Annotated in this window: 13 protein-coding genes; 6 read left to right on the forward strand and 7 right to left on the reverse strand. The window is 65.9% G+C overall.

What is annotated here, in order from left to right:
* Window positions 1-9: 9 nt before the first annotated feature.
* From Rhe02_RS29495 to Rhe02_RS29505, 3 genes are all read left to right on the forward strand, one after another.
* Entirely contained in the window at window positions 10-1,596 is a 1,587-nt protein-coding gene (locus tag Rhe02_RS29495) for a nucleotidyl transferase AbiEii/AbiGii toxin family protein (RefSeq protein WP_203911660.1), read from the forward strand.
* Window positions 1,597-2,058: 462 nt separating this feature from the next.
* Window positions 2,059-2,292 carry a heavy metal-binding domain-containing protein gene (locus tag Rhe02_RS29500; RefSeq protein WP_203911661.1) on the forward strand — a complete coding sequence of 78 codons (234 nt, stop codon included), beginning with the start codon at window positions 2,059-2,061 and terminating at the stop codon, window positions 2,290-2,292.
* Window positions 2,293-2,347: 55 nt separating this feature from the next.
* Entirely contained in the window at window positions 2,348-3,211 is an 864-nt protein-coding gene (locus tag Rhe02_RS29505) for a GNAT family N-acetyltransferase (RefSeq protein ID WP_203911662.1), read from the forward strand.
* Between the two features lie 96 nt (window positions 3,212-3,307).
* Here Rhe02_RS29505 and Rhe02_RS29510 read toward each other — a convergent pair whose 3' ends face one another.
* Entirely contained in the window at window positions 3,308-3,895 is a 588-nt protein-coding gene (locus Rhe02_RS29510) for a phage holin family protein (protein ID WP_203911663.1), read from the reverse strand.
* A gap of 242 nt (window positions 3,896-4,137) precedes the next feature.
* Here Rhe02_RS29510 and Rhe02_RS29515 point away from each other — a divergent pair, with 242 nt between their 5' ends.
* On the forward strand, window positions 4,138-4,584 hold the full coding sequence (locus tag Rhe02_RS29515) for a hypothetical protein (RefSeq protein WP_203911664.1): 447 nt from the start codon (window positions 4,138-4,140) through the stop codon (window positions 4,582-4,584).
* A 59-nt stretch (window positions 4,585-4,643) separates the two neighbouring features.
* On the opposite strand, the gene Rhe02_RS29520 is transcribed toward Rhe02_RS29515, so the two are convergent.
* Together Rhe02_RS29520 and Rhe02_RS29525 are read right to left on the reverse strand one after the other, a co-directional pair.
* Window positions 4,644-6,572 (reverse strand): M14 family zinc carboxypeptidase, encoded by a 1,929-nt coding sequence (locus Rhe02_RS29520; RefSeq protein WP_203911665.1) that lies wholly within the window; start codon window positions 6,570-6,572, stop codon window positions 4,644-4,646.
* Window positions 6,573-6,589: 17 nt separating this feature from the next.
* Window positions 6,590-16,150 (reverse strand): beta strand repeat-containing protein, encoded by a 9,561-nt coding sequence (locus Rhe02_RS29525; protein ID WP_203911666.1) that lies wholly within the window; start codon window positions 16,148-16,150, stop codon window positions 6,590-6,592.
* A gap of 185 nt (window positions 16,151-16,335) precedes the next feature.
* Here Rhe02_RS29525 and Rhe02_RS29530 point away from each other — a divergent pair, with 185 nt between their 5' ends.
* Both Rhe02_RS29530 and Rhe02_RS29535 read left to right on the forward strand, forming a co-directional pair.
* Entirely contained in the window at window positions 16,336-17,202 is an 867-nt protein-coding gene (locus Rhe02_RS29530; protein ID WP_203911667.1) for a hypothetical protein, read from the forward strand.
* A 23-nt stretch (window positions 17,203-17,225) separates the two neighbouring features.
* Window positions 17,226-18,221, forward strand: a complete 996-nt coding sequence (locus Rhe02_RS29535; protein WP_203911668.1) for a phosphotransferase enzyme family protein — start codon at window positions 17,226-17,228, stop codon at window positions 18,219-18,221.
* Here Rhe02_RS29535 and Rhe02_RS51020 read toward each other — a convergent pair.
* The 4 genes from Rhe02_RS51020 to Rhe02_RS29555 all read right to left on the reverse strand — a co-directional run bounded on the left by Rhe02_RS51020 (window position 18,212) and on the right by Rhe02_RS29555 (window position 20,518).
* Window positions 18,212-18,823, reverse strand: coding sequence for a GNAT family N-acetyltransferase (locus Rhe02_RS51020; RefSeq protein WP_373320721.1), 612 nt, complete (start codon window positions 18,821-18,823; stop codon window positions 18,212-18,214). The genes Rhe02_RS29535 and Rhe02_RS51020 overlap by 10 nt on opposite strands.
* Window positions 18,824-18,914: 91 nt before the next feature.
* Window positions 18,915-19,151, reverse strand: coding sequence for a hypothetical protein (locus tag Rhe02_RS29545; protein ID WP_203911670.1), 237 nt, complete (start codon window positions 19,149-19,151; stop codon window positions 18,915-18,917).
* Between the two features lie 12 nt (window positions 19,152-19,163).
* On the reverse strand, window positions 19,164-19,793 hold the full coding sequence (locus tag Rhe02_RS29550) for a PKD domain-containing protein (protein WP_203911671.1): 630 nt from the start codon (window positions 19,791-19,793) through the stop codon (window positions 19,164-19,166).
* Window positions 19,794-20,056: 263 nt separating this feature from the next.
* Entirely contained in the window at window positions 20,057-20,518 is a 462-nt protein-coding gene (locus Rhe02_RS29555; RefSeq protein ID WP_203911672.1) for a peptidoglycan-binding domain-containing protein, read from the reverse strand.
* Between the last annotated feature and the right edge of the window lie 306 nt (window positions 20,519-20,824).

Raw genomic sequence — 20,824 nt, forward strand, 5'->3', positions numbered from 1 at the left:
TGCGACCGTATGTTGGTGGCCGACATCTCCGGAGACTTTGAGATCCACCTGACCGCCGTGTACGGCGATGAGCTGGAGGGCTTTGCGCGCGATCACGGGTGGAAGTTCAGCCACATCGAGCTGGACCGGGGTGTGTGGAAGTCGCAGCCGATGGTCAGTGTCCGGCGCAGGGGCACCCTGGACGAGCTGTGGGAGATGATGCGGATCTGGCGGGGCATGCTCATCGACGCCGCCGCGCAGATCGTCCGGGTGAAGATCGAAGCCGCGCCGTCCAACGAAGGTGTGCCACAGACCGACGGTGACGCTGGCGGAGAGCCGCAGGGCCGGTACTTCGAGCACCACGTCAAGCTCGTGCTGTCCGATGCCGCCACGGATCGGCTAGCGGCGCTGGCCCAGCTGATCGCGCCGCATGGTGCGCGCCTGTCGCGCAACGCACGCCGCCAGCGGCCGGACGGCCGGCACGAGCGCTTCGTCACCCAGCGCTGCCACCGGGTCGGGAGGGTGACTGCGCGGCAAGAACTTGACGCCCTGCTCGAAGCTCTGCGCATGGACGGCCAGGACATTGCCGAGATCGAGGAAGAATACGTGGTCTACGACAGCGCGTTGCGCCTCGATGAAGGCTGGCTGGACGAGCAGCCGTCGCAGGACCATGTCTCGCACGAGTTCGACATGCGCCCTGCGCCGCCGCCACATGCAGGCTTTCCGTCCACCTACCGGCCGCTTCCCGCCGATCCGCAGATCCGCCAGCCGGCGGTGTTCGACCCGGCACTCAAGCAGTTCGTCAACGCTTACCGGGCCGGGGAACCACGGTTCGTCGACGAGCAGACGGGCAACCGGTGGCGGCAGGCCCGATGGGACGCCATGACGCATTTGCTGCGCCTGATCGCCGCCGGGCCGTGGGCCAAACATCTGGTGCTGCGCGGCAGCGTTCCGCTGCGGGTCTGGCTGGGCGACGCGGCCCGGGAGCCGGGCGACCTGGATTTCGTGGTCACCCCGAGCGCAATGATGATGGAGGACCGTGCCGCGGGACGCATGCTCGACGGCATCGTTGCGGCCGTGCGTGAGCATCCCGGTGGTGGCCTGCGCGCCGACAGCGTTGCGGCCGAGGACATCTGGACCTACGAGCGGGCGCCGGGCCGCCGCCTGACCTTCGCGTTCTCCACCCCGCAGGTGCCCCATGGCAGCGTCCAGCTCGACTTCGTCTTCAACGAGACGTTGCCGGTAGCACCGATTCCGATCCGGATCCCGCCTCTGCACGACCCGATCGCCACGGCCCCGCCTGAGCTTGCGCTGGCCTGGAAAATCCTCTGGCTGGAGACCGACAAGTACCCGCAGGGAAAGGACCTCTACGACGCCACCCTGCTGGCCGAGTTCACCCCGATCTCCCTCACGCTCGTAAGGGAGGTGCTGCGCCGCGAGCTCGGTGCCGAGGCCGACTCGTTCACCGCGGCGTCAGTCCTGCGTTGGCGCTTTGAATGGGACAGCTTCCTGCAGGAGTACCCGGGCGTGCGCGGCCACCCCACCACGTGGCAGCACCGCCTCGTCCTGGCGCTGGGGCGGTCGTTCAGCCGCCACGCAAACCAGGCAGGAGACTGACCGGCGGCGCCCCATTGCGCACCACCAGCGCGCCGGGGAATGTGGCCGGTCCGCGCCCTTTTCGAGGAGGGCGTCAGCCGCCTACGGGACGGCGACCTCCCCACGCGATCCTCGGCCTAACTTACCCGGGGCTATGCGTCGAGGGTTGGTGGTGTGCGCGTGGGGGCTGTCGGGCTGGCGCCTTGGCCGGAGGGAAGCCCGGGGCAGAGTCGCTGGTATGGCTGTGCTCCGAGGTAGAAGGTCCATTCCCGGCCGGTGAGGTTGCGGCCGGCTCTGCGGCACAGTTCGTGGGCCGCCCCGATGCCTGGCTTTAGTGGAACCTGGGCCGCAGCATTGCCCGGGCCCAACTCCGCGACCGCCCACCAGCCTCAGCCTCTACGCTTTCCTGCCCACCCCGACCGTAACGCCGAATGCGGTCCGGCCTCGGTCGTTGCCGTGCGAGCCGCACGTAGGATTCAGCTCGTGCTGATTTCGACTCTGCCGGAGCTGCCCGGCCGCACCTTCCAGGTCCTAGGCCTGGTCACCGCGCACGCCACCCTCGGCGCCATCGGCGGCGGCAACCCGCAGAAGATGATCCAGCAGATCATCGAACAGGCGCAACGCTTCGGCGCCGACGCCATCGTCGACGTCAAGACCGTCATCGGCGGCGACTCGGCACACTGCATGATGACCGGTACCGCAGTCAAGCTGAGCTGATCTCTTTGGACCGCGATCGGATAAGGGACGGCCTGGTCCACGCTACGATGTTGCGTTGATCGACTTTGATCGCGGCAGCCGGGGGTTGGCAATGATTCGGGAGTACGCACCGGCCGACCTGGCGGATGTCCAGCGGGTGCAAGCGGCGGCGGTGGCGCACGACGGTGACATCGAAACGAAGGACCCGTTCGTGGGTCCACAGTGCCTTATCGCCGAGCTCGACGGCCGCGTGGTGGCGTACGGGTCGGCTGTGGTGTGGACCGAAGCGGACGGTACCGAGCTGCATCTGCTGCGGGGAGTTGTCGACCCCGCCACGCGTCGCCGGGGTATTGGCACGGCCCTGTTGGTGGAGCAGGAACGCCGCGCCGCCGCTGTGGCCGGGCCGCGCGGGGTGTTTGGCGGCAATGCCAACGCCAATCAGCCCGGCAGCGCGGCTTTGCTGCGAAAGCACGGCTATCAAGTGGCCTTCACGGTCGTAAGCCTGGAACGCGAGTTGCCCGACCACGCGCCGGCCCCGCTGCCGCCGACCCTGCGGTACGGCCCGATAGATCATGCGCTCACGGCCGCAGCGATCGAGGAGTGCTTCGGCGCGTCGGGACACGGCCATGTGGCGGACAGCTACGACACGAACGACGCTCACCTGTGGAGTATTGCGTGGGCCGGCGACCAGATCGCCGGTGGCGCGATCGCTCGCCGCGACGGCGAGGTGGAATGGCTGTTCGTCCGGCCGCAATGGCGTCGCCGCGGCCTTGGCCGCACCCTGCTCGCCGACTGCCATCGCCAGCTCGCCGAGTCGGGTCTGGCGATCGCCCGCATCGAGACGGTCGCCGAGAACGCCAACGACACCGTGGCCCTCTACACCTCGGCCGGCTATCGGATAGTGCGAGAGCGGCCGCGGTATCGCAAGCCGATGCGATGACATCCCCGCGTTCTCCAAGCCGCAAGTGCCCATGGCCGCAGTGTCTGCATTGGGCAGAACCTCCACGGGCGACGGCCAGATGGCCCGGAGCTGGGTTCAGCCCATGGTTCGGCCGAAGATCTCGCGAGCGGCCTGCTCGTGGGTACGGGTTGGCGGCGGGAGCACCGGGGGATGACTCCTGGCATGGTCAAGGGCAGCTTCGACGGCTGCGGCAAAGGCGGGGTCTGGGCGCCGGACCACGATCCACTGGCCGTCGCGCGACACCCGGCCTCGCGCGATCGCTGCCAGGCTCGTGGTGAGCAGGCCTACGTACCCGGCGATCCCGGCGAGGGCGCCTGAGATGAACAACCACGGGTCGGGGTTAGCCGGATCTTCCACCAAGGCGTAGACAAGCAGCCCAGCGCCCAATACCGCAGGCACCCCCCAGGCCAGACGGCGAATGCGCCGCATCGATCGACATGAGTCGCAGTAGTACCAGACGGGGGCATCGATCCGCTTGCGGGTCGCGGCGCGAATGAGGACGAAGACGAGCAGTCCCAGCGGGATGAACGCGTATGACCAGCCGGCCGGCGCCGATTCGAACTCGGTTCGGGCCCGCAGTGTTCCGGGTTGCCCATGGCGTGCGCACACGGTCGGCACGCCATGCCCTGCGGACACCCACGTCACCGGCAGCTGTGTTGGCATTGGCATCGTCTCCTCCAGCGTAATGATCGACGGCCGTCATGATGCCACAGCGCCCGCAAGGCTGCACGCCGCCAGCCGCTACCGGCTCATAGCCGCGATTGGTTGAAGATTCACTCCGTTTTGGCCGGCGAACATTCCGTTGAGCTGGAACGGGTCGCGCGATATGATCAAGGCGTCGCCAGCGATTTAGCGACTTCCTTCCGCCAATCGGCAAACGCAACAACAGCATCAAGGAGTGCGTGATGACACGAGATGCGAAGGAACTTCGAGTTACCCTGGACTCCCTTCTATGCACGAACGCTAGCGGCGACTCCGGGGCCAATCTCGAAATCTTCGGCAAACTAGAGGCCCGCGGAGTCTTCATCGACGGCCAAGGAGATCCTCAACCGGGATTCCAACAGGTTCTATGGGAGCAGACCGAGGATGCGGGTGGGATAAACATCGCTCCCAACACCGTGCTGCCCATCAACAAGGCCGCTCAATTCCTTGTCTTCGAACGTGATTTCCTGTGGATCGGCGGCAAGGTGGTCGAGGAGGACGACTTCTCCGATGACGTGCTGGGCGATGGATTCAGAAAAGTACCCTACAACGACATCAAAAACGAGATGATCTCCGTCGGTTTCAACAATGCGGACCAAGAGGTCGTCGCAAGGTACGCGATAGAAGTACTGAATCTTGTCCACACCTAAAGCCCTAGTGAGGACACCGAGCCATGCGGTGTCCTCACAAATGTTGGTAGGTGACCCTTCTACTTGAGCGTGAGCGTCCAGGCGTCGATGCCGCCACTGTTGCCCGTGCTGACGTCTCGGACCTCTAGTGACCACGCCCCGTCGGCGGCCTCGCCGCTGAGGCCGACCGTGTATGACTTGACGATGTCGTGGAACTCGTCCCCGGCCCGCTCGTGCAACGGGAATCGTGTTCCCGTAGGCGAAATCAGGGTGACGAACAAGTCCATGACTTTGGGGTGCAGGATGGTCACGTCCACGCGGGCGGTGGGGCCGCCGTTGCCGCCGCAGCTGGAGATGGCGATCTGGCTGACCGCGCTGCCGGAGCCGTCCGGGATGGGCACGTCGGCGCCGTTGGTGCCGGCGCAGTTCGCGTTGGTCGCCGTGACGGTGACCTGGACCCGGGCCGCGCGTACGGCTCCGCCGCTCGCGCCGGTGCCGTTGACAACGATGGTGTAGACGCCGGGCGTTGTGGCGGCAGTCGTGTTGACGGTGACTGTGTGCGCCACGCCGTCGGTCTGGATCGCACTGGTGAAGCTGACCGCGCTGTTGGGCGGGATGTCATCGGTCACGTGCAGCGTCACGCCCTGGTCCGCGCCAGCGGTTTTCGCCGCGGCCACCGTGAAGTCGACGCTCGAGCCCTGAACCACTGTCACCCCACCGAGATTCGGTGTCAGCGTGAAGTCGTTGGCCGCCGGGCAGTAGGTGTTTTCTTTGCCGATCGAGCGGAAGGGGCAGTCGGCCCAGCCCAGGAAGCGCAGCGCGGCGTCGCGGTTTCGGGTCGTCTCGGCCGGCGCCACAGACGCCGGCGGGTAGAACCCCGTCACGATATCGAAGCTCTTCGGGTACATCTCCCAGGTGAAACTGAAGATGCCCTGGTCGCCCCACATCCAGTCGACGGTGTCGCCGGAGGTGATGTAAAGGCCGCTGCCCTGTCCGGGCCAGTAGCCGTTGGACTGGGCCATCTCGGTGCCGATCGCCTTGTGCGTGTCGTACTGGTCCTGCGTCATCCCGGGCACGATGCTGCTGAACGTGTAACCGAAGGGCCACATCACCAATTCACCGTAGGTGTGGATGTCGATGGCCTCTTTGATCTGCTGCTGCCCGCCCACCCGGCGGCTCAGGATCCAGTCGCGCACCACGGTGGCCTCGGGCGTGGACCAGGCTGCGGTGCCTCGATAGGTGTCCGAGGACTTGAACGGCGAGGAACCTCCACAGCAGCCCCATTTGTAGCCGAAGTTGCGGTTGATGTCCGTGCCGATTTTCGACGTGCCGTTGGGCTGCATGTTCTTGCGCTGGTCCTTGTAGGTCGGCCCGGACAGGTCGTATTGTGCGCCATCGGGATTGAGCATCGGGATGATCCAGATTTCGCGACTGTCCACAAGGGACGTTATCCGGCTGTCCGTCCCGTACTGGGACGTCAGCTCGGTCGCCAGATAAAGCGCCATTTCCACGGTCAGATGCTCACGGGCGTGGATGTTCGCCATGAACAGCACTTCGGGCTCGTTCTCGTCGGTAGCCACGTTGTCCGAGATCTTGATCGCGATCATGTTCTTGGCCAGGAACGACTGACCGATGATGACCTTGCTCGCGAGGGTGGGGTGAGCGGCCACGATCGCGTCCGCGGCCGCGATCATCTCCGGGTAGTCGGTGTACCCGGGGTCGACCGGCTGCCCGGTAAGGGTGCTCACGTTTCCCACCTGGAATCCGAGCGCCCTGATGCGTTGCAGCTGCTTCGGCTTGGCGTAGACGTAGAGCACCCCGTGCTCGTAGTGGTCGACGTAGGCGCCGGTGGCCGCCACCGCGGCCCGATCCGCCGCGGTGTGCGTGCCGTAAACCTGCACGGCGTCCCCGGGTGGCGCGCCCGGGTCCGCAGCTGCGGGAGAGACGAACAGGATCGTCGCCGCGGCCGCCGTGAGCGCCGCTACCAACAGGGCTAAACGCCTTCGCATCGGTATCTCCATCGAAATCAGTCCGTGCAGGAGGTGGGGTCGTCGAAGTGGCCCGGTGTGGTCGGGTAGGCACTGCCTGCCCCATGGGCACCTGTATCGCTCATGTAGGTGAAGCCGAGCTCGATGAAGGCCGAGGTGCCGGCCGTTGTCACGTCCGTGACCGACCTGCCCAGCGAGTCCGACCAGGCGATCTTCGTCAGGAAGTTCTGCATGGAAGGGCTGTGCTGGCGGATGTCGTTGTATCCGCCGTTGGCCGCGTTGCAGTGGGTGTAAAGGTTGTACGAGCCGTTCCAGTCGATGAGCCGGTCACCGGCGTTCGGCCCGTTCTGCGCCACGTCGCCCTGCAACACGTCGCGGTCCCAGCCGCCGTAGAGCCAGTCGGTCCCTTGGTGGTTCTGGTTGTCCGCCAGGGAGGCGTTCGTCTGGTCGGTCCATTCGAACCAGACACACGGGTCCTTGGTCACACTGCCGATCGTCTGCGGCCACAGGCCCGGCACGCAGTCCGGGTAGGTGCCGCGCGGCTTGAAGTCAAGCAGATCCGAATTGATGCCCTGATCCACCGAGATGCTCGCGCCGCCGAAGACGTGGTCCACGAACTGGTCGCGGCTGCCGCGCGCCTTCGGGTCGAAGACGCCGCCGGTCTTGCACTCAGGCTCGTTGGCATCGAGCACCGGGTCGCAACCCTTGCCGCCATAGAGGATGTCAGAGCCGCGCGAGCCGAAAACCATGTCGCCGCCGCTGTCGCCGTTGATGAGGTCGTCGCCGAGGGCGCCGTGCAGGTTGTCGTTGCCCGACCCGCCACGGATCCGGTCGTTGCCGCCGAAGCTGATGCCGTCGTAGGCCATCGGCGTGCCGGTCGAGGTGCCGACCCAGACGTCACCGTCGGTGTCGTGCAGCAGGTCCACGCGCCGGTCGTAATAGCCTGCCCGGAATCCGGTGAACGACTCCTGCGGGACACCGCTCACCGTGACGGTGAAACCAAGCGCCGCAACGTCATCGGCGTTGAGGTACTGGTTCATCACGCCGCCGCGGTCGCCGACGATCGCGTCCTGGCCGGCCTCGCCGTAGATGGTGTCCGCGCCGAGTTCACCGAACAGGTCGTCGTCGCCGTTGCCGCCATAGACGGTGTCGTCGCCGTCCTGGGCCCAGATGCCGTCATTGCCGTCGTCGCCGTAGGCGACGTCAGCGCCGAACGCGGTGGCCGGCTCACATGTGGCCTGTGCCGTGGTGCAGAAGCGGGTCGATGGTCCGGGCAGGGCCGGGTCATGGCTTCGCACGATGGTCGCATTGGTCAGGTTTGCTCCTGTGGGGTACCGCTCCGTGTAGACCTTGTCCTTGCCGTTGACGATGGTCCGCAGCAGGGATCCGTTGTCGCCCAGGATGACGTCGTCAGCGCCATTGCCTTCGATCACATCCGCGACGTCACGGAAAGCCTGTGCCGAGCTGCCGCCGATGAGGTCGTCCTGACCGTCCGGAGTGGATACTCCAACCAGGACGGCCGTGGGTCCGGCCGTGCCGGGCCAGGGCTGTGCCGGTAGCGGGGTGACCGTGGCGTGCCCGGCCACGCCGAGGCCGACATCGCCGCGCAGCGTGTCCGCACCGCCGTTGCCTTCGGCATAGTCGCCATCTCCGTCGCCGCTGATCGCGTCATCGCCGTCCTGGCCCCAGGCCAGGTCGACCCCGTCGCCGCCGCTGATCCGGTCGGCCCCACTGCGGGTGGTGTCCGCCGCTGCCTTGTCATAAAGCGTGACGATGCGCGGGACGATCGGCAGGCCGTCGGCGCCGGTGCGCGACGTGACCGGGGAAGGCAGTTCCGGGCCGACCGGGCGCAGCACCACGCCGTTGTCGCCCAGGATCACGTCGGACCCGGGGCCGCCGAACAGCCCGTCGGCGGTGTCCGGCTGGGTGGCCGGCGCCGAGGTGAACGAGCCGCCGACGAGATCGTCGTCGCCCGCGTCACCCTCGACCCAGTCACTGTCCGGGCCGCCCTCGGCATAGTCGCTTTCGGTTCCGCCCTGGACCCGGTCGGTGCCACGCTGACCCAGCAGCACGTCGTTGCCGGCGTCGCCGTTGATCAGGTCGTTGCCGCTGGTGCCCGCCGCAGGGGTGAAGCCCAGGTCCAGCAACGTGATCTGCCGTTCCAGGGTGCCCCGGCCCAGGGTCAATCGGGTCGACGGGCCGGTGGTGATGACCGCGTTGTCGCCCGCGATCAGGTCGGCGTCGGCGTCACCGTAAAGGAAATCGCCGTCGTCGGGCCTACCCGTGCCCGGTGCGGCTGTCTCGCTCGAGCCGCCGATGATGGCATCTGTCCCGGTGCCGCCATGGATGGTGTCCGTGGCGTTGTTGCCTTCGATCACGTCGTTGTCGTCGTCACCGTTGATGGTGTCGTTGGCCAGACCGCCGTAGGCGAAGTCGTTGCCGACGCCACCGAAGATGACGTCTGCTCCACCCGCGAGCGGGAACAGGCCGGTCAGGTCCAGCGGGTAGCCCGCGGCGGTGCCGTTGTCACCCACGAGGTGGTCGGCGCCGCTCTCGCCGTAGAGGAAGTCACCCTGATCCGCGGCTTCCGCGGCACGGGTGCCACCGAAGAGGAAGTCGTCGCCGTCACCGCCGATGATGTTGTCAGTACCGTTGTTGCCCTCGGCGGTGTCCACTTCGGACCCGCCGTAGAGGCCATCGTTGTCCTCGTTGCCGTATAGGAAGTCGGCACCCGCCTCGCCATAGACCGTGTCGGTGCCCGGACCGCCCCAGCCCTTGTCCCCGCCGCCGCCCAGCTGCAGCGTGTCGTTGCCGAGCTGCCCGCAAGCACGGTCGTTGCCCGCACCGAGCTCGGTGCGGTCGTCGCCGCTGCCCGCGGAGACCACATCGGCTCCGGCTCCGCCCAGGATCAGGTCGGAGGCACCCTGGTCGGCCGGGTTCACCTGGACGTAATTGGTGTTGTCGGCACAGGTTTCCGCGGTGAGGTACTTGTCACCGAAGATGGTCGCGCCTCCGTCGCCGCCGATGATGTGGTCGTGGTCCAGGCCGCCGACGAGCAGCTTGATCTCCGACTGCGCCCCGGCCGGCAACGGCTGGTGGACCACGGGCCGGAACGGCCCATAGGCGTCGGTGCCGTCCTGCTCCTGGACGTCGGAGGGCTCCGCGATCACGTAGTCGTCACCCGGGCCGCCGAAGATCTGGTCGGTGCCGAAACCGCCGAGCAGCACGTCGTTGCCGCCGTAGCCGTAGACCTTTCCTGTCTGGCCGTTGGCCGAGTGGGAGACCACGAGGTCGACACCTGCGGCCCCGTAGACCTCGTCCACACCTCCGCCGGTGTCCACGTTGTTGATCACGGTGGTGTCACCGGTACCCACATCATCCACATCGGACGAAATCGCCTGTGAGTATGTGTAGATCTTGTCGTTGCCGTTGCCGCCGTTGACAGTGTCGGCACCGGCGCCACCCACCAGGATGTTCGGCCCGTTGGCGTGGGTGTCGTCGGACATCGTCGCGATGATGTCGTCACCACCGTTGCCGTAGACGGTGTTGGCGCCGTGGCCAACCGTCAGCGTGTCAATGCCTGTTCCACCATCCACATCGGATGCCGGTGCCACGAGGTTGTCCCAGTCGATCGCGTTGGACAGCGGCACGGTGTCCTTCTCCCCCGCCACCGTGATGTTGCGCTGCGCATTGCCCAGCGTGCCGTCACCGGCCACGATGCTGTTGCCCTCGCCGGTGGTGATGGTGTCGTTGCCGCCACCGCCGGTAACCCACGAGACCTTCCCGGCCTCCTCGGCCGTCACGATGATGTCGTCGCCGTCGCGACCGTCCACAAAGGCCGCTCCGGTGCCGGTGCGGATCGAGTCGATACCCTCCGAGCCCATGACCACCGCGGTCTTGTCGAAGCTGGAGGTCTCCTGACTCGAGCTGTTCGGGTTGCCGTCGCCGAGCAACACCACCGACATCGCGGTCTTGCTCGGATCGCTGACGGTGTAGCCGCGTCCGTCGATCACGACCCGGGTCAGGCTGGGGTCCATGAACTCCTGCCGGCGGCCCAGCGCCTCGACGGCGAAACCGTCAAAGTCGTTGCTGGGGTTGAGGTCCTCGGGCGGGTCGGCGAAGTGCAGGGCGTAAACCTTGAACGAGTCGCCGTTGTAGGTGTCCGAGGTGTTGGACCACACCTTGTCGCCGCGCTGGTCCTTCTGGCCGAACTTGCCAGCGAAGACCACCAGCGTGTCGCCGGTCGTGCCGCCAAGCTGAGGTGGTGGCGGATCACAGTCCGGTTGCGCCCTGAAGTCCAGCAGGGTCGCGTTGACCAGGGTGAAGCTCCACCTCTTCTTGAACAGGAACAGGTTGATCTCGAAGTACACGCGCAGGAAGACACTCAGGCGCCCGCTGGTCGTGAATAGACAGATCGGGTTGACCAGAAGGCGTTGCAGGAACTCACTTGTGCGGAACTTGCCGTCGTTGTTCGGGTCGTTCCAGCTGAAGCCGATGGTCAGCTGGATGCCGCCCTCGACTCCCACCTTGATGATGACCACGCTGATCTCGGCCCCGGCCGCGATCTCGCCGCGCAGCGTCACCACCGGCACGGCGTTGCCCTGGTCGTCGGTGGTCTTGAAGTAGAGCCCGTCGAGCAGGTCGATCGGCTTGAGCGAGGTGCCGTTGGACGCCGCCTCGATCGCGCTGCGGATGCCCTTGGTGTCCAGGCCGGCGATGAACCGGGCGGTCACCGAGGCGCTGCCGGAGAGCGTGATGAAGACCGGCGGCGGTGCGTAAACCGGCCCGAAGGACTGCCGCCAGCTGAACCCGAGCGACAGCGGACCCGAATCGAAGCTGATCAGCTCGACGTCCTGGCCCATCAACAGACCGAACAGCGATGCCGGGTTGTCGAAGATGGGGAACTTGAAGCCCAGCTTGGCGTCGTTGCCGTTGCTGAAGATCTTCTCGCCGTTGGCCTTGTTGTCGACCGCGCTCTTGACCGACGCGCTGCTGGCCGGCTGCGGGTTTTCGATCAGCGTCTGTGCCGAGGCCGGGGAGGCCAGTGTGGTCAGCGCCTTGGCCGGGTTGACGAAGAACGTGCCAAGCGGGATCTTGCAGGTGCTCGTACAGGTCGGCACCTTGCGCACGAAATCGATGACGGCCTTGATGGTGTGCACGAACTTCAGGTCCGGGCCACCGGCCAGGGTGCTGAAGGTCTGTGCCAGCCAGATCAGCGTGATGTCAGGACCGCCCGCGGCATGCGACAGGTCAGACAGCACGGGGATAGGCGCGTAAAGCGTGTCGATGACCGGCTGCAGCGGGCCGGTGACCGACTTCAGCTTCTCCAGGATCGGCTTGAGAATCTTGGTGAAGAACGCGCCCGCGTCGATCGCGATGTTGGTGAACTCGATGTGCAGATCGCCCGCCTGCAGCTCGCCGGACGCATTGGACAGACCCCAGGTGAGCTTGAAGTCGGCGCTGATCCCGGGCAGGGCCGAGCCGATGTCGCTGGAGGGATCGATGCGGGCGGTCAGCTCCCAGTCGATATTGACGGTCGCGGTCAGGTTGGTCTTGAGCCACGTGCCCAGGTCACCCATCTCGGCCAGGGTCAGCTTGGCGTCGTTGTCCGCGGTGCACGGGGTCGGCGTGAAGCAGCTCTGCTCGGTTTCCGAGCCGCGCAGATCGATGCCGAAATACGCTGTCACCAAAGGCGTGGTGGTCTTCTTGTGCGCGGTGACCTGAATGAAGGCCAGCTGCGCGTCGAGGTCGCCGGCGTCGAAAGATGCGCCGATCTGCAGCTCGGGCGAGAGGTCGCTGCCCGAATGCGTGGCGACGTAGAAGCCCTCGGTGCGGTCGAGCACCAGGTCGAGGTGCAACTTCCAGCCCAGTTTGACTTGCACGCCGCCGGTGGCGCCCTGTTTGGCTTTCAGCGACAGGCCCGGGATGCCGAGGTTGAGCGGCACATCCATGCCCAGGCAGTCTGTCCCGGCGCAACCCTCCGCAATGGACGGATCGCCCTTGGCTGCGGTGCCGCTCAAGCGGACCCGCTGCACCTCGGTCAGCGAACACGGCACGGCCACACCGTCGATGCAGTCGACGATGACGGTGAACGCCGGGTCGATCTCGTGCAGTGCGGTCTCCAGCGCGGTCTTGAGGCCGTCGCTGTTGGCGGGGGCGTTGGCCAGCGCGTCGCCGATCTTCGCCTTGATGTCCTCGCGCAGCTGGTGGATGAAGCGCTCGCCCTGCTGCAGGTCTTCGCCGACCAGCGGCAGTTTGCCGTCGAAACTGGCCAGCCGCAAGGCTTCTTCAACCTTCGCCAGGTACCCGTCGATGCCGACATTGAAATCGGTGAACTTCAGGGCCAGCGCGTTGAGGCAGGGCCCGAGATCGGGCAGGGTCGAGGTCGGGGTCAGGCTCGTGTCGAGCTGGAAGGAGAGCACGTTCGCGCCAGGTGGCGACGTGCAGTCGTTGATGAAGATCGGTGCGCGGGCGCAGAGGGGCACGTTGGCACCGCCCACCCCACCACCGCAGTCGGTGCCGTCGGTGGTCAGCGAGGGCGTCAATCCCAGCAGAGCGTCGATCACCGGAAGGTCGTCAGTGGACGGATTGGCCAGCGCGAACTTGAGATTGCCCTGCACGCTGGCGAAGTCGCTGGGGCCCTTGCCGATGTCGATGCCGAGCGGGCCTACCCGGGCGGCGAGGGCGACGTCGGTGGCCGCCGCGGCGACGGTAACGCTGGCCGAGGAGTCGTGATCGAGCAGCGGTGCGGCGTCCAACGCCAACGGCAGCAACAGCCCGAGCTGTGCCCGGCCGCTGATGTCGAGCGACACCGCGCCGGAGGAGTCCAGGCTCACCAGGTCGCCGACGCCGGACCAGTTGAACTTGATGGGTTGCGCGACGCGGAAGTGCCGCCGCCAGTCCAAGCCGATGCGCAGGTAGGGGCCGCCCTCGCGCTGGTCGAGCGTGAAGCTCACCCCGCTGCCGTCGCCGATGGCCTTGTTCACCATGTCCAGCGCGTCCTGCAGCGTTTCGGGTGGCTGAGCCAGCAGCTTGTCCACGGCCTCGACGAGCTCCGGCCGGACGGCATACGCCGCACCGAGTTCCGGCGTCGGCGTGCCGCCCGCGGCGATGCGCAGGGTCTTGCCGTCGACCACGTCGAGGATGCGATAAGCCTTGCTACCTATGACGATGGTACGGTCTTTGAGCTTCGCGCCGAACGCCGCGTCGCCCTCGCGGGCGTCGTCGGTGAGCAGGAAGTCGGAGCCGTCGGCCGTGTAGCTGACCTTCCCGCCCACGCCGCTCTCGTCGTTGCCCAGCAGCTGCCGCGCGCTCTTGCCCACCAACGGGATTTCCTGGTCGAGCAGCCCACTGCCGCCGTTGGCCGAGGCGAGCGCGCCGTTCACCAGCTTGAGCGCCTCAACGACCGTCGCGAATAGAGCGTTGGGGTCGTCGGCGTTGAAGTCGAGCGAGAACAGGCCGTCCAGGTTGTCGGCGTTGATGACCGGCTCGCCTCCGGCCTCCCAGCTGAACGTGACGGTCGCGCCCTGGCCCAGCGCGCCGGTGTCACCAGGCACACTGATCTTCGCCTGGCCGGTGGTGCGCACCGATGAGGTGACCGCGAACAGACCGGCAGGGTTGGACTGCAACTGCTGGAAAAGCGTCCCCAGGCTGATGTCCTGCGCCTGCTGGAACTTCACCTCGAGCATGGTGGGCGCGCCGAAGGCGGGGCCCACCGACAGTGAGCCGTTGAGGCGCACCTTGAGGAAGCCGACTTTCGCGTAGAAGTCGATGGCACTCGAAATGGGGAAGTTCGCGGTGAACAGCGGTGTGTTCGGGTCGGTGCGCAGCAGCATGCGGTCCGCGTTGGCCAGCGGGCTGCCCAGGTCGTCGCGCAGGTCGAGCACGAGCGTGATCGAGGCGGTGTAGCTGGGTTTCACCATGGCCAGGCTCGACTGCGCGTTGGCTGTGCGCACGCCGATGAACTTGCCCTCGTCCACCTCAGCGGTGAGCTTGCTTCCGAATTCGACCGCACCGATGTGCGCCTCGGAGCTGCTGATCACCCAGGTGCTGTCGTCGGCAGGGCGGCCACCGATCCACTCGGCGTCCAGGGTCACCGAGTTGGCGGTGTTGTCCTTGACCGTGCCGGCCGAGGTGCCCGCCACCACCCGTTGCCCCTTGAGCGCTCCAGCGGTGAACCTGTTGGTGGGCAGCGTGAATCCGTCGGGCAGGAAGGTCGCTCCCTTGCCCGACACGCCGGCTGCGCCCGGGTCGAGCGCCTCGTCCACTGTGGACGTGCGGGTGAGACTGATCGTGAAAGCCAGCTTGTCGCCAACGAACGACAGTGGTGTGCTGGTCAGCAGACCTTCGTCGCTGAGCAGTTTGAGCAGTTGCTGGATCGAGCTGAACTTCGGCTGCCCGGCGCGGGCTGGATCGTCCACGCCCACCACGAATTCGGGGTCTTCCGGCCTGGGGTACACGTACTTCTTGAGGAAGGCCACCACCTTCTCATTGATCTTCACTGCGTCGGCGAAGCTGCCCTTGAGGAACGGCAGATCCAGGTTTCCCGCGCCGCCACTCTGCTGCACGCCTGCGATGAGCATCGCCAGCTGGGCCAGCCCGGCCGCCAGGTCCTGCGGCGTCATGTTCTTGAACTTGCCGATGACACCGTCAAGCCCGGTGGTCGTCACTTCCGGCGCGCCGGTGCTGATCGCGGGCCAGGTCACGTTGATGGTGGCGTTGAGGGCCGGCAGGCCCGCGGGTGCGCCCGTCGCGGCCGCGCCCAGCTTGAGCACTGCGGTCACCGAGCCCGGACCGGCCTCGTTCTCGGTGTCGGAGACCTTCCCGCCACCGGAACTATCCAGCGCCACCTGGACCAGGCCGGCCAGTGAACCGGCGCCGGCCAGCTCGCCGCCGGATCCGAAGGCCAGCTTTCCGTCATGGTTGGGGTCGTTGACGGTACCCAGAAAATGGGCAGTTGCCCTTAAAGACGTGTCACCGCTGAGCAGAGCGACTTGCAGGATGCCCACCGAGGCGCTGACGTTTTGCAGGTCGGCGCGGAACGTGGCGATGGCGTCGATGTCCAGGCGCGGCGCGTCGGCGTCGCTGACCAGAAACACCTCGCCGTTGACGTAGCGCGCCTTGAGCCGCAGGGTAGCCCAGCCGGTCACCTTCACCGCGGCCGCCGCGGTGATGCCCGCGACGGTGAAGTCCTTGTCCACCACCTCGCGCTTGGCGGTCAGGCTCAGGTCCAGCTGCTTGCCTCCGTCTACATCGGACACAATGCTGGTCAGGAACGCGCCGCCACCGAGGTCACGGTGGTCGTTGGTCAGCCCGTTGGCGACCAGGCCGTCGGAGACCTTGCGCACCAGCGTGTCCGCGTCGACCAGCGATCCCGGGCTGACGCTCAGCAGCGCAAGCGGCTGGGCGAGCAGGCCCACCCGGCTCAGCCCACCCTCGGCCCAGGTGGCCGTGTCGGCCATCACCTGCTTGAGCGCCGTTTCATAGGCGGGCGGATCCGCGTGCGCGGGTGAGGAAGTGACAACTACGGCCACCGGAACCACGACTGCCAGGGCCAGAATCTGGCCCAGGGCGCGACGAATCCGCTGAAGTCCCAACATGATGACTCCGCCCAGAGATCAGCCGCGCACCGACCGATTACGTATTCAAGAATCGAGGTTTGTGCTCCCGTACAACATCGGAGGAATTCGACTACGGCAATGTATCTGTCGGTATACGGACAGTTACTTTGCGTCCTGATAATGTGCAGTATGTGTGGGGTCCTGAGGAATGACGGGGGTGGGGCATGTCTGCTGGTTACCAATTGAGGGGAGCCTTTGACCAGCAGGACTATTCACCGACCCCGGACGAGCTCTACTGGCTACTGGACAACCTTGGCCTTGATGAGCCCCCGTGGATTGTCATCGAGTCGCACGAGGCCGCCGGACGGTTCATCCAAGCGCTCTCCGTGGGGAAACGGAGGATCGACGTCGAGGTCCGTGAAGGCAGGCATGTGGAGTTGTTCGCATTTCCCGCAGTAGATGTACTCACCGCACATCAGGTGATCCTCGGATGTCTGTCGAGCGGCCAGAACTGGGCGGAGATCGGCAGCCGCATTACGGCCGAGCCGGAAACCTTGTCGTATGACTATTCGAGGAGCGGCCTATCCGTTCAGGTAGCCCTTTTCGACCACGTCGAGCGCACGAAGCAGCTCGGCGTCGTCACGAAACCCTCGCCGATGATCAACTGGGGCGCTCTTCTGGTGGCCGGTGGTGACATCTGGCCGGTCTCTGGGCCCGGGCAGGTTACGGTCGTCTTCGAAGGATCCACTCCGGGGCAGCGACATGGAATCTCGATCTCCAGTGCGCAGCCCGCGCTTGAGTTCGATGGGCAAGCAGAAGTGCCCGAAGTCATTCTCTGGCCTGAAGACGACCGGAACGAATTCGTCGTCCACTATGACGATCTGACCGATTCTCTACGAATCACCAACGTATTTCTCTACGGTGACGGCAAAGCGGCTCGGGTCCAGCGATGGGTCGGCAACTCGGCGTTGTGGGTCGAGATCGTCAGCGCTCAGGAGCGCGTCTATCACTGCAATTACAGCTCGACGTCCCCGCCGACCTTTAACGATCTCGTTTGCAGACTCTCTCTGACCGAGAGTGCTTCCGCCTGAGCCCTGCCATAGGCTCACTCGATATGCGCGTCACCCACTCGCTCCTGCACACCGACGACCTCGCCCGGCTCGTAGCACGGGAGTACGCCATCGCCGCGCCCGTCAAAGTGAGCCTGCTCAACCGCGGCTTCAACGACACCTACCTCGTCACCGACGCCGAGGGCGAACGCCGCGTACTGCGGGTCTACAACCGGGACAAATACTGGATCCGCTCGGAATCCGATCTCCGCTTCGAGCTCGACCTGCTTGAGCACCTGGCCGCTTCCGGGCTGGGCGTCATCCGCCCCTACCAGCGAACCGTCGGCGACCGGCTCGGCCGGCTGACCGCACCCGAAGGCGAACGCTACTTCGCCCTGTTCACCTACGCACCCGGCAAGCCCTCATACGACGGCACGACGACCGCCGGGCAATGGCGCGAGTATGGCGCCGGCATCGCCCGGATGCACCTGGAGATGGACGCCTTCCAAACCGGCTACGACCGCTACCACCTCGACGAAGGCATCCTTGTCGAACGGCCGCTGGCCGGCCTGGCACCCTATGCCAAGTCGGATAGGGCCGCGGCGGACCTCGCCGAACTCGGCGAAATCGGCAAGCGGCTGACCGGCGAAATTCATCGACTCCGAGCGATCCACGGCGCTTACGGGATCATCCATGCCGACCTGCACCGGGGCAATATCCACCTCAGCGACGACGGGCGGTTCGTCACGTTCGACTTCGATCACTGTGGATTCGGGTTACGTGCATACGACCTAGTCACTTTCCATCGCGGGCCAGACTCGCCGGAAGAGGACCGCGAACGCTGGACAGCAGTCCTCGCCGGCTACCAGCAGATCCGCCCCCTGAGCCAGGCCGAGACGGAGGCCTTGCCCGCACTGGCCGCCTGCCGGGCGATGTGGGACATCGGCGACTGGCTGGGCGCCGCCGACCGTACCGGTGACGCCTGGGTGACCGAAGCGCGGATCGCCAAGCTGCTGGCGGACATTCGCAAAACCGCGAGCGGTGGGGCCGATCAGAGCTGAAGACGCATGACCGGGCGGCTTGGGAACGTCCGTCCAATCTCGGTGAACCCGGCGGCCGCGAACATGGCCAACGTGCCCGTGAACAGAGACGATCCGCTGACACGGGTCGCCGCCAGCTTTTCGACGTCGACGGGGTGACCTTCAACGGCAGTCGCACCGTGGTCACGCGCATGTGACACAGCTGCGTTCAGGAGCGCGTGACCAACACCCTGCCCACGGTGCCTAGCATCGACCACGAAACACGTCGCCCACCACGCACCCGAATCCTCAGGCAGGATGCGCTTGAGGGCACGGTGGGACAGCACACCCGGAAGGTCGGAACGCGGCGAAACTCTCGACCACCCCACAGGCTGCTCATCAACAAACGCGACCAACCCGAACGGGACTGTTGCGGCGGTCATCTGGCGACGCAGCGCCGCACGTTGGTCTCGATCCGGCGCTGTGCCGACGAAACGTTGACACCAACACCACTGCGGATCGTTTCCGCGACGGCCGAAGCACGCCACCACATCATCCCAGCGATCCTCCGTCACCGGCAGCACTCGTAGCTGCCGGCCGTGCAGTGAAGCAGCCATGCCAGAACCTCCGTGGCGCGTCATCATGAGTGATGCCCAGTCTCCGGCACAGTGCCGCTGCCGGTAAACACTCACCGAACGCCCCGGTTCCGTCGAGGACAATGGCGTGCCGTCATCATTAGATATGCGGGCGATCCTCCGTTGACCGCGGCCTGGCCCGCAGCATGCCCGCCGCCTTGCCCACGACAGCACCGCTTACGGCGAAAGCGAATGCGGCTGCCGCCAGACCCCAGCCACCGGCAGGCAACGCCGACCGGGCGAACAGGATCAGCAAACCGAACCCGGCGAGCCCGGCCAGCAATCCCAGCTGTCCCTCAAAGCATCCGCAGGTGCGGATGTCGTTGTCTGCGGACACGGCGCTACCCTCCTACATTGTGTCGGATCCGATTGGTGATGAAGGATTCCAGCCGCCGACAGCGTTGATCGTCGCGGTTGTTGTTGCCTGCGCCGCGTACGTGCCGTCCGAGACGGACACCGTGACGTTAAAGACACCGACGTTGCTGTACGGGTGTGAGGTCGTGAGCCCGGTGCCAGACTGCCCATCGCCGAAGTTCCATGTTGCGGAGAGCGCGCCGCCCTCCGGATCGGTGGAACCGGCTGCGCTCATGGATATCGACTGGCCGACGATTCCGCTGTAGGGACCATCGGTCACCGCTACGGGCTGCCGGTTCAGCGGCGGCGACGTTGTCGTGCCACTGTCCGAGTATTGGAAGCATCGCACGACGATGTTGCCGCTGGGCGCCTGCAGGACAGCGATGAAAACGCATAGGCCTTCGCACATCACCAGCGCAATGAAAAATACGACCACCAGAAATACGTAGACGTGGATGATGAGAATCGCGAGGGCGATCAGCGAGACCCAGCACAGCAATCTGTTCAAGCACAGCCACCAACATGGTTGCCTGCTGCAATGCCGCCAGGGTTGCTCAACCCAGGACCACATACTTTGCCAAATGCGGCCATACATTTGAGTGAAGCGCCAGAATTCACGACACATGTCAGGCAAGGTAGGCGCTATTTGGTGGGCAGGCATGAGGCGCGTGTACCGACCTCGGCCCGGCCATCCTGGGACCTAAGTCCCAGGACAGCCATACCCAGATCCGGTCTGCGTCGGGATGGTCGAGCCTTCGGGAGGATAGCCAAGCCCGATGCCACAACGCTTGCGCGCTACCGATCCGTGCCGCCGGGCCTTAAGCGGCCAGCGCCCCGCCAGCCGTGGCGCAGTGCCTCGGCGCGGCGGATCTGCTGCCATTACCCAATTTACGGGTGCTGCAAGCCGCCAGGGCCGTCGACCCAGGCGCAGTCCCACCGGCCAGTGGTGGCGTTGATGCCGTTGTCCCAAGTGATGCCGTCACGCGTCTTGGGGCCGTATTCGCCGTCGACGGTGAGTAGCCAGTTCATGCCCTGGGCAACCTTCAACGCGGCCTTGGTCTTTGTCCCGAAGTCGCCGTCGACCACCAGCGCCTGGCCATAGCAGCGGTTCAGCGTGGTTTGCAGGCGCTTGACCGCGTTGCTGTTGGCGCCCAGGGCCATGTAGCAGGTCGTGCTGGCGGCGGTGCTGCCCGCCGACGGCACGGTGACGGTGAACATCGGAATGGTGTAGTCGGGCAAGGTGGTGGTGGTGTAGCAAGTGCCGGCAGCCGCGGCGGGCGAGGCAAAGGTCAGCGTGGCGACCACCCCGACCAGGATCGCGGCGGCGGCGGACATAGTTCTGCGTGGCATAACAAAGGCCCCCGTCCAAAGTAGATGAATGCGCCAGTATGACCGACCACCCTTGCCAAATCCTTGCTTCTCCCCAGCGATAGCGCCCCTGGCACCTGGACTCACATGACGCTTGCCGCAAGGGCCGGCCAGGATCCTTGACACGGACCATGATCGAATGATGGTTTGAAGGGAGCGGCGGCCGACGTCGGTGGCAACGATCTTCGCGACTTCCTCACGCTGGCAGCCGGTTCGGCTGCCCTCTGCATCTCCTAGCGCAGCGATGCAGGTGCCGTGGAGAAGCAGGTGGGGTGTTGGTGACAGCCA

The sequence above is a fragment of the Rhizocola hellebori genome (assembly GCF_016862955.1).
Lineage (GTDB): Bacteria > Actinomycetota > Actinomycetes > Mycobacteriales > Micromonosporaceae > Rhizocola > Rhizocola hellebori.

Coding starts and splice junctions, on each gene's coding strand:
- Rhe02_RS29495 (WP_203911660.1), top strand. CDS start 10: ATGTTGGTGGCCGACATCTCCGGAGACTTTGAGATCCACCTGACCGCC.
- Rhe02_RS29510 (WP_203911663.1), bottom strand. CDS start 3,895: ATGCCAACACAGCTGCCGGTGACGTGGGTGTCCGCAGGGCATGGCGTG.
- Rhe02_RS29515 (WP_203911664.1), top strand. CDS start 4,138: ATGACACGAGATGCGAAGGAACTTCGAGTTACCCTGGACTCCCTTCTA.
- Rhe02_RS29520 (WP_203911665.1), bottom strand. CDS start 6,572: ATGCGAAGGCGTTTAGCCCTGTTGGTAGCGGCGCTCACGGCGGCCGCG.
- Rhe02_RS29525 (WP_203911666.1), bottom strand. CDS start 16,150: ATGTTGGGACTTCAGCGGATTCGTCGCGCCCTGGGCCAGATTCTGGCC.
- Rhe02_RS29530 (WP_203911667.1), top strand. CDS start 16,336: ATGTCTGCTGGTTACCAATTGAGGGGAGCCTTTGACCAGCAGGACTAT.
- Rhe02_RS29535 (WP_203911668.1), top strand. CDS start 17,226: ATGCGCGTCACCCACTCGCTCCTGCACACCGACGACCTCGCCCGGCTC.
- Rhe02_RS51020 (WP_373320721.1), bottom strand. CDS start 18,823: ATGATGACGCGCCACGGAGGTTCTGGCATGGCTGCTTCACTGCACGGC.
- Rhe02_RS29550 (WP_203911671.1), bottom strand. CDS start 19,793: ATGTGTCGTGAATTCTGGCGCTTCACTCAAATGTATGGCCGCATTTGG.
- Rhe02_RS29555 (WP_203911672.1), bottom strand. CDS start 20,518: ATGCCACGCAGAACTATGTCCGCCGCCGCCGCGATCCTGGTCGGGGTG.